This window comes from Streptomyces sp. NPDC088254 (assembly GCF_044740925.1).
Taxonomy (GTDB): Bacteria; Actinomycetota; Actinomycetes; order Streptomycetales; family Streptomycetaceae; genus Streptomyces.
Window position 1 is genome coordinate 492084 of the sequence record NZ_JBIURQ010000006.1, and the last position, 16388, is coordinate 508471.

The 16388-nt window shown below is 69.8% G+C and carries 15 protein-coding genes and 1 pseudogene; 5 read left to right on the forward strand and 11 right to left on the reverse strand.

Features of this window, described 5'->3' with window-relative positions:
- Nucleotides 1-17: 17 nt before the first annotated feature.
- Complete coding sequence (locus ACIOC0_RS20570) at nt 18-1589, forward strand: fatty acid--CoA ligase (RefSeq protein ID WP_402156543.1); 1572 nt, start codon at nt 18-20, stop codon at nt 1587-1589.
- Nucleotides 1590-2593: 1004 nt separating this feature from the next.
- On the opposite strand, the gene ACIOC0_RS20575 is transcribed toward ACIOC0_RS20570, so the two are convergent.
- The 3 genes and pseudogenes from ACIOC0_RS20575 to ACIOC0_RS20585 form a co-directional block, all read right to left on the reverse strand.
- Nucleotides 2594-3547: a glycosyltransferase family 9 protein gene (locus ACIOC0_RS20575; RefSeq protein ID WP_402156545.1), complete on the reverse strand. Its 954-nt coding sequence runs from the start codon at nt 3545-3547 to the stop codon at nt 2594-2596.
- Between the two features lie 25 nt (nt 3548-3572).
- Nucleotides 3573-3686: pseudogene (locus ACIOC0_RS20580) on the reverse strand (carbamoyltransferase N-terminal domain-containing protein); the annotation flags it as partial.
- A gap of 316 nt (nt 3687-4002) precedes the next feature.
- A complete protein-coding gene (locus ACIOC0_RS20585) occupies nt 4003-4194 on the reverse strand; it encodes a hypothetical protein (protein ID WP_402156547.1) in 192 nt (63 codons plus the stop codon).
- Between the two features lie 302 nt (nt 4195-4496).
- Between ACIOC0_RS20585 and ACIOC0_RS20590 the strand changes: the two genes are divergently transcribed.
- Nucleotides 4497-6182 (forward strand): ribonuclease J, encoded by a 1686-nt coding sequence (locus ACIOC0_RS20590; protein WP_402156548.1) that lies wholly within the window; start codon nt 4497-4499, stop codon nt 6180-6182.
- Between the two features lie 108 nt (nt 6183-6290).
- Here ACIOC0_RS20590 and ACIOC0_RS20595 read toward each other — a convergent pair whose 3' ends face one another.
- From ACIOC0_RS20595 to ACIOC0_RS20630, 8 genes are all read right to left on the reverse strand, one after another.
- Nucleotides 6291-6494 (reverse strand): cold-shock protein, encoded by a 204-nt coding sequence (locus ACIOC0_RS20595; RefSeq protein WP_030052720.1) that lies wholly within the window; start codon nt 6492-6494, stop codon nt 6291-6293.
- A 245-nt stretch (nt 6495-6739) separates the two neighbouring features.
- Nucleotides 6740-7078 (reverse strand): helix-turn-helix domain-containing protein, encoded by a 339-nt coding sequence (locus ACIOC0_RS20600; RefSeq protein ID WP_351092524.1) that lies wholly within the window; start codon nt 7076-7078, stop codon nt 6740-6742.
- A gap of 671 nt (nt 7079-7749) precedes the next feature.
- Nucleotides 7750-8058: an SCO5918 family protein gene (locus ACIOC0_RS20605; RefSeq protein ID WP_402156550.1), complete on the reverse strand. Its 309-nt coding sequence runs from the start codon at nt 8056-8058 to the stop codon at nt 7750-7752.
- A gap of 47 nt (nt 8059-8105) precedes the next feature.
- Nucleotides 8106-8384: a CBS domain-containing protein gene (locus ACIOC0_RS20610; protein ID WP_402156552.1), complete on the reverse strand. Its 279-nt coding sequence runs from the start codon at nt 8382-8384 to the stop codon at nt 8106-8108.
- 47 nt (nt 8385-8431) lie between these two features.
- Nucleotides 8432-9925 (reverse strand): DEAD/DEAH box helicase, encoded by a 1494-nt coding sequence (locus ACIOC0_RS20615; protein ID WP_402156554.1) that lies wholly within the window; start codon nt 9923-9925, stop codon nt 8432-8434.
- 163 nt (nt 9926-10088) lie between these two features.
- Entirely contained in the window at nt 10089-10292 is a 204-nt protein-coding gene (locus tag ACIOC0_RS20620; RefSeq protein ID WP_369212344.1) for a cold-shock protein, read from the reverse strand.
- A gap of 328 nt (nt 10293-10620) precedes the next feature.
- Entirely contained in the window at nt 10621-11109 is a 489-nt protein-coding gene (locus tag ACIOC0_RS20625; protein WP_402156556.1) for a GNAT family N-acetyltransferase, read from the reverse strand.
- A 148-nt stretch (nt 11110-11257) separates the two neighbouring features.
- The gene (locus tag ACIOC0_RS20630; RefSeq protein ID WP_402156557.1) at nt 11258-12463 is read right to left on the reverse strand and encodes a serine hydrolase domain-containing protein; all 1206 of its coding nucleotides are present in this window, start codon (nt 12461-12463) and stop codon (nt 11258-11260) included.
- Between the two features lie 332 nt (nt 12464-12795).
- On the opposite strand from ACIOC0_RS20630, the gene ACIOC0_RS20635 reads away from it, so the two are divergent.
- Genes ACIOC0_RS20635 through ACIOC0_RS20645 form a run of 3 tightly spaced genes read left to right on the forward strand, consistent with a single transcriptional unit; the run spans nt 12796 to nt 16357 of the window.
- Nucleotides 12796-13320 (forward strand): PadR family transcriptional regulator, encoded by a 525-nt coding sequence (locus tag ACIOC0_RS20635; RefSeq protein ID WP_402156559.1) that lies wholly within the window; start codon nt 12796-12798, stop codon nt 13318-13320.
- On the forward strand, nt 13317-14009 hold the full coding sequence (locus ACIOC0_RS20640; RefSeq protein ID WP_402156561.1) for an ABC transporter ATP-binding protein: 693 nt from the start codon (nt 13317-13319) through the stop codon (nt 14007-14009). Before ACIOC0_RS20635 ends, ACIOC0_RS20640 begins: the two co-directional genes overlap by 4 nt.
- Nucleotides 14006-16357, forward strand: coding sequence for an ABC transporter permease (locus ACIOC0_RS20645; protein ID WP_402156563.1), 2352 nt, complete (start codon nt 14006-14008; stop codon nt 16355-16357). The genes ACIOC0_RS20640 and ACIOC0_RS20645 overlap by 4 nt, the downstream gene beginning before the upstream one ends.
- The last annotated feature ends 31 nt before the right edge of the window (nt 16358-16388 follow it).

Genomic DNA, 16388 nt, shown 5'->3' on the forward strand with positions numbered 1-16388 from the left:
CGATTGGACATCTCCTCATGTATCACCCCGGTCTGAGGACCGCCGTCGACACGGTGACGTTCCACGCCGCCCACCACGCGGACCGGACCGCCCTGGTCTGCGAGGGCCGCGAGGTCACGTACGCGGCGCTGCACCAAGAGAGCAACCGGACCGCCCACGCGCTCGCGTCCGCCGGGATCGAGCGGGGCTCCCGCGTCGCCTACCTCGGCAAGGAGTCCGAGGACTACTACGAGATCTTCTTCGCCTGCGCCAAGACCGGCGCCGTGCTCGTCCCCATCAACTGGCGGCTCAGCCCCGCCGAGGTGGAGCATATACTGCGCGACTCCGGCGCCGAACTGCTCTTCGTGGAGCGCGAGTTCGCCGGTACCGCGGAGCGACTCCGGGCCGAGCCACCCGCCCTTCCCGCGGTCGTCGAGCTGGACGGCCGCGAGGAACGGGGCACCGGCTTCCGCGACTGGAAGTCCGGGCAACCGGACGACGACCTCCACGTCTCCGCCACGCCCGACGACCCGATCGCGCAGATCTACACCAGTGGTACCACCGGACTGCCCAAGGGCGTCGTACTCGCCCACCGCAGTTTCTTCGCGATCCGTGACCTGGGCGCCGAGCACGGCCTCGACTGGATCGACTGGCGACCCGGTGACGTCAGCCTGATCAGTATCCCCGGCTTCCACGTCGCCGGCCTCTGGTGGGCCATGCAGGCGTTCAACGCCGGGGTCACCAGTGTCGCCATGCGGATGTTCGCCGCGCACGACGCCGTCCGTCTCATCCGAGAGCACGGTGTCACCACCACCTGCGCCGTCCCCGCCATGCTCCAGATGATGCTGTCCGAACCGGGCGTCGGACGCGACGACTTCACCTCGCTGCGCAAGGTCACCTACGGCGGCTCGCCGATCTCCGAGAGGCTGATGCTGCAGTGCGTGGAGGTACTCGGCTGCGAGGTGGGCCAGCTGTACGGGCTCACCGAGAGCGGCAACGCCGCCCTGTGCCTGCCACCGGCCGACCACCTGCCGGGCAGCGGCCGACTGCGGTCCGCCGGACGACCGTGGCCCGGCGTCGAGGTGATGATCGCCGGCGACGACGGGACCCGGCTGCCGGCCGGGGAGATCGGCGAAATCTGTCTGAGGACACCCGCGGTGATGGTCGAGTACTGGGGCATGAAGGAGGCCACCGACGAGACCCTGGCCCGCGGCTGGCTGCACACCGGCGACGCCGGGTACGTCGACGAGGACGGCTATGTCTACGTCTGTGACCGCATGAAGGACACCGTCATCGTCGCCGGCGAGAACGTGTACCCGGCGGAGGTGGAGAACGCGCTCTGCAAGCACCCGGGGGTGGTCGAGGCGGCAGTGATCGGCGTCCCCGACGAGCGCTGGGGCGAGGCCGTCCGGGCCTTCGTCGTGCTGCGCCCCGGAACGACGGTGAAGCCGCGCGAACTGAAACTCCATCTCCAAGGACTTGTCGCGGACTTCAAGACACCGTCAGGGTACGAGTTCGTCGAGAGCATCCCGCGCAATCCCAGCGGGAAGATCCTCCGCCGGGAACTCAGGGCGCGTTTCTGGGCAGGCCGCGACCGCCAGGTGAACTGACGGGCACGACAGGCCGGAACGTGCCGGCGGGAACGGCCCGGAGGGAATGATCCGGCGGAGGCCGGGACGGCATCGCGTCGGCCCCTGCCGCCGCGTGCCCGGGCTCAAAAGCCGCGGCAGCGGCCGTGGTACCGCCGTTCCACCCCGCGGCGGTCCTGCCCCTTTGCGTCCGCGGGCTGGACGTGGCGTCCGCACCGGGTTCGCCGGCCGCGGACGCCACGTCGGCCGCCGAACGGAACGGGCGAGCAGTTCCTGCTCCCGTGTACATACTGACCGTCGTCGTGTGGACGCTCGGTGAAATCCTCAACTCACCAACGTGTACGGCCCTGATGGCCGCACTTTCACCGGTGGACGCACGTGGGCGCCACCAAGGGTTCGGTGCTGACACCCTGTGGCTGGGCTGCGCGGCCACCGGTACTCTTGCCGCTGCCGGCTGCTGTCCCGACACGCCATCACACCTCAGGTTTCGCCCTCCGGGAAGGCCCAGGCCGAGCCGACACCGCGAACGGAACGATCTGATGCGCATACCCCGGCTACGGAAGGGCGGCCGACGCCATGAAGGCACGTGATCTGCTGCAGAGGTGGCGCACCGCTCTGGTGGCCGACGTGTGCTGTCCTGAGTGCGTCATCATTCTCTCCAGGGGGCTGAAACCCGCTGGCCACCCGCATACTGGACCTTCAACACCTCCGTCCGAAAACCCTGCACGGCATGATGGTTCGGAGCGGACAGGCCATGCCGTTGAGGACGCCTCCCCGACGTGACGGGGCGTGGCCGGGATGCAACCGCGTGGCGCCCAAGGCTGCCCGTGCTGCCCGGACACCAGCGCCGCATGGCGTCTCATGGGTGGGCACCCGGCTGCACCAGCTTCGGAGACACCGGTAACCGTGCGCCACGACTGCGCACCTGACGCTTTCGATGTGCCGATGGTCCGGAGCTCAGGCGATGCGGGCGAGGGTGGGCGCGCGGTCACGGGTGGCGATGACGGCGCCGACGGAGACTTGTCTCATGACGCCTCGGGGAGTCGGTCGAGGGCGTCCAGGACGTCCTCGGAGCGGATGCGGAGGAGGACCGGGTCGGTGCGGCGCCCGTGCGGGTCGCCGGCCGGCCCCCGGCGCCACAGGACCTGGTGGCGCGGATGTGCGGGCGGGCCCCAGCGGCTGGGCGGCACCGGGCCGAACATGGTGACGGAAGGGGTGGCGTGGGCGACGGCGAGGTGGGCGATGCCGGTGTCGCCGCTGATGACGGCGCGGGCGTCGGCGACGAGGGCGGAGAGCCGTCCGAAGGGGAGGCCGCCGCCGAACACGTCGGTGTCGGGCAGACGGGCCTCTTTGGCCAGCCGCGCCACGAGGTCCTCCTCGTCCGGTCCTCCGGTGACCACGACCCGGTGGCCGCGCTCGCGGAGGGCGGTGGCCACGGTGGCGTACCGGTCGACGGGCCAGCAGCGTGAGGGCGCTCCGGCGCCGGGGTGCAGGACGATCGCGCCGGGGGCCGGGGACGGGTCCGTCGGGCGCGGCAGCCGCAGGTCGCTCGCGTCGGCGCGGATGCCGTAGGCCTCCAGGAAACGGCACCAGCGGTCCCGTTCGTGTTCCTCGGCGTACCAGGGCGGTCCGTCGATCTCGGGTGTGTCGGGGTGCGCGAAGGCCAGGAGTCGGCGCGGGTGCAGGGACTGCAGGAGCCGGTGGCTGGGCGGGCCGTTGCCGTGCAGGTCGACGGCGACGTCGGGCGGCGGGCCGGTCCAGTCCAGGCGGCGCGGTACGGCCCGGCCGGGAGCGGAGGCGGTCAGCAGCCGGTCGACCGCTCCCGTGGCCGCGGCCACCGGGGCGAGTTCCTGCGGGGCGGCCAGCACCAGTTCGTGGTCCGGGAAGCCCCGGCGCAGCGCGCGCAGGGCGGGTACACCGGCCAGGAAGTCGCCCAGGCCCAGGGCACGCAGGACGAGCAGACGCGGACGTGTCGTCATCGGGCTCCTTCCCTCACCGTGCCACGCCGTGCTTGCGGCGGCTCAAGCGCTCCTCTCCGGCCGCCGCTACCGTGCGGCCGTCGACGACGAGGGCGGCGGCCGGGTCGTGGAACAGGGCATTGACGCCAAGGATGCGCATGGAAGGTCGCTCCGTCCCACAGGCCGCTGTGGTTCCAGCTCAGTTCTGCGAGTGCCAGTACCGAGGTTGTCTCAAACACTTGGAGACAGCTCACCCCGATCGCCGACCGCTGTCACCCAGAGCGCCTCGGCAATCACTTTCGGCCACAGGACTCCGTACGGAACAGGCAACTGGCTATGAGGCCGGAACCGTGCCACGCCGCTGCTCACGCAGGCGTAGGCCGCCCACGTCCATGATGAGCCGGTGGACCGTTCGATCGGCCCCGGATACACCGAACGGCCCACCACGGGGCCGTTCGGCAGGTGTCGTGTGGCACTCAGGGGTGATCGGGCTGCTGTGCCGGAGGCACTCCGCCGCCCTCTCCGCCGCCCTTGTCGCCCTTGTCCGTGCCGTGCGGGTGACCGCTCGCCCCGCCGCCTGTCTGGCCTGCCTTCAGCTGCCGGCTGTCTTCGGGGGTGGCGGCGCCCTTGTCGTTGCGCCGTATTTCAGGCTGCTGTGGGTTGGGCATGCGCCGTGCCTCCTCTTGCTGGCGGTTCTTGCTCCGGGCGCCACCCGGGTTCCCAAGCAAATCCGGGTGATGCATGGCGCCTGCGGACGGGTAGCGGCGCGGCGGGCACCGGCGGGCCACCGCCGGAGGCGTTCGACTTTGCGGAAGCGAATGCTATGACCTCTTGGTGACCAAGGGCCCCGGGCCGCATCTTGTCTCGCTCACCCGTCAGACCCTCTTGTCTCTCGCGGGCGCCCCTCCGACGAGACAGAAGATCGCACTGGCAGGATCACCTTGTCCCGCTCTGCGGGTACCGTCAGGGCATGAGTCATCCGCACCCCGCGCTGAAAGCCGCCCCTCCTCTTCCCGAAGGAGGCCTGCGGGTCATCGCCCTGGGCGGCCTGGGCGAGATCGGCCGCAACATGACCGTCTTCGAGCACGCCGGCAAGCTGCTCATCGTCGACTGCGGAGTGCTGTTCCCCGAGGAGACACAGCCCGGCGTGGACGTGATCCTGCCGGACTTCACCTCGATCCGGGACCGGCTGGACGACATCGTGGCCGTGGTGCTCACCCACGGCCACGAGGACCACATCGGCGGCGTGCCGTACCTGCTGCGCGAGCGGTCCGACATTCCCGTCGTCGGCTCCAAGCTGACGCTGGCGTTCCTGGAGGCCAAGCTCAAGGAGCACGGCATTCGGCCTCGCACGGTGCGGGTGCGGGAGGGCGACCGGCGTGGCTTCGGGCCCTTCGACTGCGAGTTCGTGGCGGTGAACCACTCCATCCCCGACAGCCTCGCCGTCGCGATCCGCACCCGGGCCGGGATGGTGCTGCACACCGGCGACTTCAAGATGGACCAGTTCCCTCTCGACGACCGCATCACCGATCTGCGCGCCTTCGCCCGCCTCGGCGAGGAGGGCGTGGACCTGTTCCTCACCGACTCCACCAACGCCGAAGTACCCGGATTCACCACCTCCGAGCTGGAGCTGAACCCGGCCATCGAGCAGGTGATGCGCACCGCGCCGCGCCGGGTCATCGTCTCCAGCTTCGCCAGCCACGTGCACCGCATCCAGCAGGTCTTGGACGCCGCCCACCAGCACGGCCGCAAGGTCGCCTTCGTCGGCCGGTCGATGGTGCGCAACATGGGCATCGCCCGTGACCTGGGCTATCTGAAGGTCCCCTCCGGCCTGGTCGTGAGCACGAAGGAACTGGAGAAGCTCCCGGACCACAAGATCACTCTGGTGTGCACCGGCTCCCAGGGCGAACCGATGGCCGCGCTGTCCCGGATGGCCAACCGGGACCACGTGATCCGCATCGGCAAGGGGGACACCGTCCTGCTCGCCAGCTCCCTCATCCCCGGCAACGAGAACGCCATCTACCGGGTGATCAACGGACTCACGCGGTGGGGCGCCCACGTGGTCCACAAGGGCAACGCCAAGGTGCACGTCTCCGGGCATGCCAGCGCCGGCGAACTCGTCTACTGCTACAACATCGTCAAACCCCGCAACGTCATGCCCGTGCACGGGGAATGGCGCCACCTGCGGGCCAACGCCGACCTCGCCATCCGTACCGGTGTCGACCCCGAGCGGGTCGTGATCGCCGAGGACGGCGTCGTCGTCGACCTCGTCGACGGGCGCGCGTCCATCACCGGCAAGGTCCCCGCAGGCAACGTCTATGTGGACGGCATGGAAGTCGGCGGCGCCACCGAAGCGTCCCTCAAGGACCGTCTCACCCTCGCGGCCGAAGGCGTGGTCACGGTGGTGGCGATCGTCGACGCGGACACCGGCGCGCTCGCCGAGGCCCCCGACTTCCTGGCTCGGGGCTTCGTCCACGACGACACCACCTTCGAGGCGGTCATCCCCGTCATCGAGAAGACCTTGGCGACCGCGGCCCAGGAAGGCGTCGGGGACGCGCGCCAGCTCGAACAACTCATCGCCCGCGCCGTGGCGAACTGGGCGTTCCGCACCTACCGCCGCAAGCCCCTCATCATCCCCGTCATCATCGACGCCTGAGCCGCGGTCGCGTCGGCCTCGGCGCCGCAACGGCAGGGCCGCGCAGCGATGGCGCCGCAACGGCAGGGCCGCGCAGCGATGGCTGCGCGGCCCCTCACGTCTGCGAGGTCAGGCCAGGTTGATGTTCTCGGCCTGCGGACCCTTCTGGCCCTGGGTGACGTCGAACGTCACGGCCTGGCCCTCCTGGAGCTCACGAAAGCCGGTGGAGTTGATCGCGGAGTAGTGCGCGAAGACATCCGGACCGCCGCCGTCCTGCGCGATGAAGCCGAAACCCTTCTCGGCGTTGAACCACTTCACTGTTCCCGTTGCCATGTCTGAAGCCCTCCAGTCGATGAACGCCTCCCACACCATGTGGCAGACGGAGGTGATCGCCCTGGTCCCTGCGGCACAGCACAGCAAAACGCCCACACACCAGGCGTGGGCAAGGGGGGAATTCCGAACCACGACAGCTGACGCAGACGTTACACGCCCGCACACCGCGTCACCACAGGAAAGATCACGCCACACACCGAAACCATGCGTGCGACGCCCGCCGCCGCTGACGGGCACGGCTCATCTCACTCCACCGGCGCGGGGTTCGCCGACTCGGCGGCGCGGCGGTATTCGGCGTTGATGCGCTGGGCTTCCTCGAGTTGGTCTTCGAGGATGACGATCCGGCAGGCAGCCTCGATGGGGGTGCCCCGATCGACGAGTTCCCGGGCGCGGGCGGCGATCCGCAGTTGGTAGCGGGAGTAGCGGCGGTGGCCGCCTTCGGAGCGCAGGGGTGTGATCAGGCGGGCTTCGCCGAGGGCGCGGAGGAAGGCAGGGGTGGTGCCGAGCATCTCGGCGGCCCGGCCCATCGTGTAGGCGGGGTAATCGTCGTCGTCGAGACGGCCGAACGTGTCGTCTGCTGTCATTGCACCTCTTTGTGGAACGCGTCGAGGGGCCCTGGCGCCGTCCCGGCACCAGGGCCCCGAAGGAACTACTACACCATCTGCCGGCCCTGACACTGCACCGGCCCTCTGTTTCCGCAGACCCGACCGACACGCTGTCGGGGGCGCGGGGATCGCGGTTGCTTGACCGGAGACCACCTCACTATCGATGTCCTACGGTACCCGGGCCCCATGCGTTCGCCCGGGCGATCCTGATGGCGTTCGGCTCCTCCGTTCTTCCCTCTTGATCAACTACTCACTGGCGGAAACTGCGAACTGTCGGCGGCCCCTGATCACCGCGGGCCGCCCGGTGCGGCCGTCAGTCCCGTCGCCGTCCTGCAACCGCCTTGGCTTCGGAACTCCACCACCGCACCGTCCTGCGAACTTCCTTCCACTCCCGGCAGTTCACCTCTGCCGGGCCTCTGTCGATCTCGGCTACGAGAGAAACCATAACCACGCCACGACCCAATGTCTACTCTTGCCAGGATAGATTTTCGCGTGCTCGAAGATGAGGTAACCCGCCTCGACCGGTCCACAGGTGGTCTCGGCCGTCCCGATCACTGAGCGACGGCGACGCTGCACGCGTTGTGGGCCCGACCGGCGTACCGGTCGGGCCCACAAGGCTTGTCAGATGTCGGTTCGTGCCTGTTCGCCGGTCAGACCGTCACGGGGGTGCCGAGCATCGCGGAGGCGTACTGCAGCGAGCCGGGGGCGCCCGAAGGCGCGGCTTCGGGGAGGGCGCGGCAGGTGAAGCCGAGCCGGGTCATGGCCCGGAGGACTTCGGTGGCGGTGAAGTCACGGCGGTCCTGGCGGGTGACGACTTGGCCGACTTGCTTGACGGGGTAGTGGCGGCGGCCGATGATCACCGATTCTCCGGTGACCGGTTCGGGCTTGACGCCCTTCATCGATTCCAGCACTCCGTCCTTGGTGAGCTCGAAGGGGAAGCGGGCGATGACGCAGCGCATGGGGCCTCACAGGGAGAGGGAAGACGGTCCGACCGGGGCAGGCGATTTCAGCGGGCGGCGAGGACGTCACGCAGGCGGACGCGGTCCGTGCGAGCGCCGCTGTCGCGGACGGCGGTGAGCGCGGTTCGGGTCACCAGCCCGATCCGCTGCTCGTCCTGGTCGCAGACGACCAGTCGGCCCGTGCGTGCGGCGGCCATGACGGCCAGCGCCACCTCGACGCTCATGTCGTCACAGACCTGCGGTCCGGTCGCGTCCATGACCTCCACCGCCGTCCTGTGCACGGGGTAGGCGTCCGCCGAGCGGGGCTGCGTCTGAATCAACGTCAAAGAGTGCCTCCTGCAGGGATGGGTCGATTCTGTCGACCACGAAGGTTCTAGGCCACCGTGTCGAGGACGGGCCGGCCTACGGGGGCGCGCCGGGTCGCCGAGGAAGGGCGGCGTCGGCCTCGGGAGGAGGCGCCGCGCTTGGGGCGTTCGGCCACCGGTGCGGTGATGACGACCGGGATGCCGGACGGGGCCTGGGCGCCGGTGATCCGGCTCAGGGCCTCGTCTCCCGAGCGGATCTGGGTGGTCTGCGGCCGGATTCCGGCGTCCGACATGAGGCGGACCATGCCGCGACGCTGGTTCGGTGTGACGAGCGTGACGACACTGCCGGACTCGCCGGCGCGGGCGGTACGGCCGCTGCGGTGGAGGTAGTCCTTGTGGTCGGTCGGCGGATCGACGTTGACGACCAGGTCGAGGTTGTCGACGTGGATGCCGCGCGCCGCGACATTGGTCGCCACCAGCACGGTGACGTGCCCCGTCTTGAACTGCGCCAGCGTGCGGGTGCGTTGCGGCTGCGACTTGCCGCCGTGCAGCGCGGCGGCGCGCACCCCGCTGTCGAGCAGGTCCTGGGTCAGCCGGTCGACGGCGTGCTTGGTGTCCAGGAACATGATCACGCGGCCGTCGCGGGCGGCGATCTCGGTGGTGGCGGCGTGCTTGTCGGCGCCATGGACGTGCAGGACGTGGTGCTCCATCGTCGTGACCGTGCCGGCCGACGGGTCGACCGAGTGCACGACGGGGTCGGTCAGGTAGCGGCGGACCAGCAGGTCGACGTTGCGGTCCAAGGTGGCGGAGAACAGCATCCGCTGCCCCTCCGGACGCACCTGGTCGAGCAGCGCGGTGACCTGCGGCATGAAACCCATGTCGGCCATCTGGTCGGCCTCGTCCAGCACTGTGATGCCCACGTGGTTCAGCCTGCAGTCTCCACGGTCGATGAGGTCCTTGAGCCGTCCGGGCGTCGCGACGACGATCTCGGCCCCGCCGCGCAGCGCGCCGGCCTGCCGGCCGATCGACATCCCGCCCACCACGGTGGCCAGCCGCAGCCTGAGGGAACGGGCGTACGGTGTGAGCGCGTCGGTCACCTGCTGCGCCAGCTCACGCGTCGGCACGAGGATCAGCCCGAGCGGCCGGCGGGGTTCGGCACGCTGTCCGGCGGTACGGGCGAGCAGGGCGAGGCCGAAGGCGAGGGTCTTGCCGGAACCGGTGCGCCCGCGGCCCAGTACGTCACGGCCCGCCAGGGAGTTCGGCAGCGTCGCTCCCTGGATGGGGAAAGGTGCGGTCATACCTTGCTTGCCGAGTTCGGTCAGCAGGGGCTCGGGCATGTCGAGTTCGGCGAAGCCTTCGACGGGGGGCAGCGCGGGGGTGATCGTCCTGGGCAGCGCGAACTCACCTTGCACTGCGGCCGGCCGGCGGCCGTGACCGCCGGAACGGCCAGGGCCGCCGGAACGGCGCGGTGCCTGCGAGCCGTAGCCGCTGCCGCCCCTTCCGGCGTCGGCACGGCGGTCACGGGTGCGGGCGGGGCGGTCGTTCGTGTACGTGCGGTTCATGCGGAACCTTCCTCGATGTGGCACATATCAAGGAATTCCCGCAGCAATGAACAGCATGGAGAATCACGAGTATGGACCGATGGCAAAACCAGAAAAGGGATGTGCGCAGCTGGGGCCCGCACCCCGAAGGATGCGGGCCCCAGCTGCAGAATGTGGGTGAGCGTCAGGCCGGAACGATGTTCTCGGCCGTCGGGCCCTTCTGGCCCTGCGCGATGTCGAAGGTCACCTTCTGGCCTTCGAGGAGCTCACGGAAGCCCTGCGCGGCGATGTTCGAGTAGTGGGCGAACACGTCGGCGCCGCCGCCCTCCTGCTCGATGAAGCCGAAGCCCTTTTCCGCGTTGAACCACTTGACGGTACCAGTAGCCATGTCATATCTCCTTCGGGGCAGTACATCGGGCTCCGCACTGCGCGGACGCCCTGTCGCCGCAATGATCACCCCGCCCGGAAATGACCGGAAATACAAAAGCGCCCCCAACGGACAGAACCGGGTGGGGCACTCGAAGTTTCGGGAACCACGACTGCAACCGAGGTCGACGGTAGCACGCTGGAACGGCCTGTGCGCAGTATGCAATTCCGCTCCGCTCGGCGCGGCAAAAACTCTCACCGCGCGGTCCGTCAAAGCCTCACTTCGCAAGCACAGATTTTGATCCACCCGGAGTGCCACGTTTCACGAAGAGCGGTCTCGGCACACCGCGTCATTCCGGAGGAACGCGAAACTCGAATTCGGGACGGTCCCACAGCACGGCGGGCGGGTTCGCGAGCGTGGTCCCGATCCGCACCGCACCGGCGCGGTGGTAGAAGCCCTCGGCGGGAGGATGCGACACGACCTTGACACTGTGGAGCCCGGCGGCACGGGCCTCGGACTGCATGTGCGCGACGAGCAGCCGACCGACACCCCGCCCTTGCGCTTCGTCAGCGACGAACAGCAGGTCGAGCTCCGGTGGGGAGAGGATCAGCGAGTAGAACCCGAGGACCCGGCCTCCCTGCTCGTCGGCGCCGACGGCCACGAAGGCGCGATGTGCCTCGATGTAATCAGGACCGACCCGGTAGCCCGCGACTGCGGCCGCGTACTTGCCCTCGTAGGCGCTCGAACCACGCACGAGCCGCGTGAGCCGTTTGGCATCCCGCGCGGCGGCCCTCCGTATCGTGATCGATGGGCCGATCGGGGAAGTGCGTGAACTCATCGGGGAAGTATCTCGCACCGGGGAGTGCCCTGGTCCCGACCTGGATGGGGACGCGACACGAGCGGGTGGCCGTTGGGTGGAGTTCCGTCCGGACGGGCTCTTCGGAACGGTCGCCGGGCGCGACGGCGACTGGATGCGTCTGACCGCTCTACCGCGAAGCCGCCGGCTTCGTGACCGCATCCGCCATCCGCAGCGCCATCTGCACCTGACTGGCGTCCCGGTGCGTCGGCGTCCACGAGAACACCGCCCTGCGGCCGAGGTCCCGCGTCGCCATCATCGCCGAGTTGTAGCCGTACTGCTCACCCGTCTTACCCCACAGGACCACGCCGTTGACCGTGACCGTCTGGAGGCCCACGCTGTAGCGGGCCGGGGAACCGTCCACCATCCGCACTTCCGGCGCCGGCAACTCGAACATCTTGTCCAGCGTCGTCCTCGGCAGCACCTTGCCCGGCGTGAACAGGGCCGTGATGAAGCGGTCCAGGTCGCGTGTGGTCGAGATGATCTCGCCCTCGCCCCACGCCTCGGACTGGTTGTATTCCGTCACGTCCTGCAGGGTGCCGTCCGACATCGCCAGGTAGCCGTGGACGTGCGGGCGGTGGATCTTCGGGTCGTTGCCCGGGAAGGACGTGTGACACAGGCCCAGTGGGCGCAGGATGCGGTCGCCGATCACCTTGCCGTACGGCTTGCCCGTCACCTTTTCGAGCAGCATGGCCGCCAGGACGTAGTTCATGCCCCGGTACTCCTGCTTCGTGCCCGGCGTGAACTTCATCGGGGCGCCCTCGGGGAGAGTGGCCACCAGTTGCATCGGCGTCCACTGGTCGAAGCGGTGCTCGAGTATCTGCTCCGGGGTGTCGGTCCGCTGGGAGTCCGGGATGTGCTCGTCCGGCAACCCGCTGGTGTGGTCCAGGAGTTGGGAGACCTTGATCGGGGCGTAGCCGTCGGGGAGCAGGCCGGGCAGGTAGTCCTGAACCGGCTTGTCCAGGTCCAACCGGCCCTCCGCCGACAGTTGCAGCACGGCCGTCGCCACGAAGACCTTCGTGATGCTGCCCGCCCGGAAAGTGTCGTCCTGGCCGACCGGTGCGCCCGTCCTTCTGTCCGCCACACCTGCCGTGCCGTACCAATGTCCCGCCTTGCCGCTGACCAGCAGTTGAGCGGCCGTCGCCTGCGGGTGGTCCAGATCGGAGATCGCGGCGCGGAGTGCCGCAGTGTCGAGCGGCGGGAGCGTGGTGGACGCGGGCGACGCCGCGGGCGACGGTGTGGCGGCCATCGCGGCAGGGGCCGCGGCGGCCGTGAGGAGGGTGGCGGTCAGAGCCGCGCCCACGAGGGCCCGACGGGACAGGAAGGTCGAAGTCATGACGATCATGATTTCGTCACGCGCCCGCCGTGCCATCCGGGAACACCCCCACACCTCCCCCCAAACGTCCCTGACGACTGATCAGGGTGGGCATCTGTCGCCCGGGGGCGCGACTCGGGGTCGATTACCAGCGGTTGCAGCACTGGCGGTTGGCCGGGGCCCGGCGCGCGAGGGTGCAGCGGCGCGCCGATGGGCGGGGCGGCCGGGTCGGGCCGTTGCGGAATCGTGACAAGTGGCGGGTCCGCTCCCTCACCTGCGCGGGCGCACCCATCGCCATGAGCTACACACCGTGTGTATACATATCGCGTATACACGATGCGTATAGTGAGCCCATGTCCATCGGTCACACCCTTCTGGGGCTCCTGGAGTCCGGTCCGCGGCACGGTTACGAGCTGAAACGGGCCTTCGACGAGACGTTCGGTCACGATCGGCCGCTGCACTACGGCCAGGTCTACTCGACGATGTCCCGGCTGCTGAGGAACGGTCTCGTCGAGGTCGACGGGGTCGAGGCCGGCGGCGGCCCGGAGCGCAAACGTTACGCGATCACCCACGCCGGCGTCACCGATGTGGAGCAGTGGCTCGGGACCCCGCAGAAGCCGGAGGAGTACCTCCAGTCGACCCTCTACACCAAGGTCGTCCTCGCGCTGCTGACCCACCGGAACGCCGCCGACGTCCTGGACACCCAGCGCTCCGAGCATCTGCGCAGCATGCGCATCCTGACCGAACGCAAGCGCAAGGGCGACCTCGCGGACCAGCTGATCTGCGACCACGCCCTGTACCACCTGGAGGCGGACCTGCGCTGGCTGGAGCTGACCGCCGCCCGACTCGACAAACTCCGTGAGGTCATAGCCCGATGACGACTCCTCCCCCCGGTTCCCTGCTCACCGCGCGGGACCTGCGCAAGACGTACGGGCGGACCCACGCCCTCGACGGCGCCGAATTCTCCATCCACCCCGGCGAGATCGTCGCCATCATGGGCCCCTCCGGGTCCGGCAAGTCGACGCTGCTGCACTGCCTCGCGGGCATCCTGCCGCCCGACTCCGGGTCGATCACCTACAACGGGCGTGAGGTGACGACGATGAGCGACGGCCGGCGCAGCGCCCTCAGACGCTCGGAGTTCGGGTTCGTGTTCCAGTTCGGGCAGCTGGTGCCGGAGCTGACCTGCGTGGAGAACGTCGCCCTGCCGCTCAGGCTCAACGGCTCCTCCCGCAAGGAAGCCGAGCGGGCGGCGCTCGGCTGGATGGAACGCCTGGAGGTCGACGACCTGAGCGGCAAACGGCCCGGCGAGGTGTCCGGCGGCCAGGGCCAGCGCGTCGCCGTGGCCCGCGCGCTGGTCACGAACCCCCGGGTGGTGTTCGCCGACGAGCCGACCGGCGCACTCGACTCCTACAACGGCGAGCGCGTGATGGAACTGCTCACCCAGGCGGCCCGCTCCACCAACGCCGCCGTCGTCCTCGTCACCCACGAGGCACGGGTGGCCGCGTTCTCCGACCGCGAGGTCGTCGTGCGCGACGGCAAGTCCCGGGACATGGAGCGCGCCGTATGAGTCCGCGACAGTGGGCCGTGGACCTGGCCATGGGGGCCCGGTTCGCCGTCACCGGCGGCCGGGAGGGCTGGGTCCGCACTTCGCTGACGGCCGTCGGCGTCGGCTTCGGTGTGGCGCTGCTCCTGCTGTGCAGCGCGGTGCCCAACGTCCTCGCCTCCCGCAGCGAGGTGAACGACGCCCGCTACGTCAGCATGTTCGCCCAGAAGATCCCGCCCAGGGGCGACGACACCCTCCTGGTCGCGAGCGCCGACACCACCTGGCGCGACGACGACGTCATGGGCCGGCTGATCGAACCCGAGGGCGGGCGGGCGCCGCTGCCCCCGGGTGTCGACCGCTTCCCCGGCAAGGGCGAGATGCTGGTCTCCCCCGCGCTCAAGGACCTGCTGGAGTCGGACGACGCGAAACTGCTGCGGGAGCGGCTGCCCTACAAGATCACCGGCACGATCGGCGAGAGCGGGCTGGTCGGCTCGCACGAACTGGTCTACTACGCGGGCGGCTCGGGGCTGAAGCTCACGGATTCCACCCAGGTGACGCGGCTCAACCGGTTCGGCAAACCGGAGGATCTGACAGTGCCCGAGAAGACCGACCCGGTGCTGCTGCTCATGGTCCTGGTCGTGTTCGTGGCGCTGCTGACGCCGGTTGCCGTGTTCATCGCCGCCGCCGTCCGCTTCGGCGGCGAACGCCGCGACCGCCGGCTCGCCGCGCTGCGCCTGGTCGGCTCCGACCGGGGCATGACCCGGCGGATCGCGGCGGGCGAGGCGCTGGCCGGGGCACTGCTCGGCCTGGTCGTGGGCACCGGCTTCTTCCTGCTCAGCCGTCAGAAGCTGGGCTCCGGCGAGTTGCTGGGCATGAGCGTCTGGCCCAGCTACCTCGACCCCGCTCCCGCGCTCGTCGCGCTGGTCGCGGTGGCGGTGCCGGTCGCCGCCGTGCTCGTCACGCTGCTCGCGATGCGCGGCGTGGTCGTCGAACCCCTCGGTGTCGTGCGTGCGGCCAAACAGCGCCGCCGCCGGCTGTGGTGGCGGCTGCTGCCGCCGCTGGCCGGCCTCGGGATGCTCTACCCGATGATCGGCCAGGGCCACGAGAACGGGGAGTTCAACCAGTACCTCGTCATCGGCGGCGTCCTGATGCTGCTCATCGGCATCACCGCCCTGCTGCCCTGGGTGGTGGAGGCGGTCGTCGTCCGGCTCGGGAAGGGCTCGCTGTCATGGCAACTGGCCGTACGCCGCCTGCAGCTGAGCAGCGGCACCGCCGCCCGTATGGTCAACGGCATCGCCGTGGCGGTGGCCGGGGCGATCGCGCTGCAGATGCTCTTCACGGGGACGCAGAGCCAGTACACCAAGAGCACCGGCCAGGACCCGAGCCGGGTCCAGATGCAGGTCGAGTTCAGCGACCCCATACAACTGTCCGGCGTCGACAGCGAGTTCGCCGGCGCCAAGGGCGTACGGGCCGCGGTGACCCTGGCCCGCGCCGGGTACGGGGACGCTCGCCGCGACCCCGAGTACGGCAACAGCATCACCGTGGCCACCTGCGCCGCACTGCGCGAGCTCGCCACCCTGCCCTCCTGCGAGGACGGCGACGTGTTCGTCACGCGAACGCGCAGCGGCTACGCGGACCCCGACAACTCCTCGGAACTCGCCCTGCTGAAGCCCGGCCGGCAGCTCTGGATCGACCCGTCGTACGACGGCGGCGACCACGGCATCGAGGTGCCCTGGACCGTTCCGGCGAACGTTCGGGCGGTGGACGCGCGCAAGGACTCGCTGCAGGACTACGACAGCGTGCTGGCCACCCCTGGCGCCCTGCCCCGCGCGGCCGCGCCCGCGGTGATCTCGGACGGCGTCTACCTGCGGCTGGACCCCTCGGTGCCGGATGCACGCGAGTACGTCCGTAACGTCGCCGCCCGCCTCGACCCGCTGGCGCAGACCTACGGCTGGTCGGCGTCCGAGCAGAACGCCAAGTACACCTCCATACGCACCGGCCTGTTCGTGGGCTCCGCCTTCGTGCTGGCGCTGATCGGGGCGAGCCTGCTGGTCTCCCAGCTGGAACAGCTGCGCGAACGCAAGAAGCTGCTCTCCGCGCTGGTCGCCTTCGGTACCCGGCGCCGCACACTGAGCCTGTCGGTGCTGTGGCAGACGGCGCTGCCGGTCGGCCTCGGCCTCGCACTGGCCACCTCGGTTGGCGTCACCCTCGGCTCGTTGCTGCTGAAGATGACCGACACCCCGGTGACCATGGACTGGGCGAGCGTCCTCACCATGACCGGCGTGGGCGCGGCCGTGGTCGGCGTGGTCACGCTGCTCAGCCTGCCGCCGCTGCTGCGGATGATGCGCCCGACGGGCCTGCGCACGGAGTAGCTCCGCGCGCTTCCTGAAGTGGGCTCCTCCG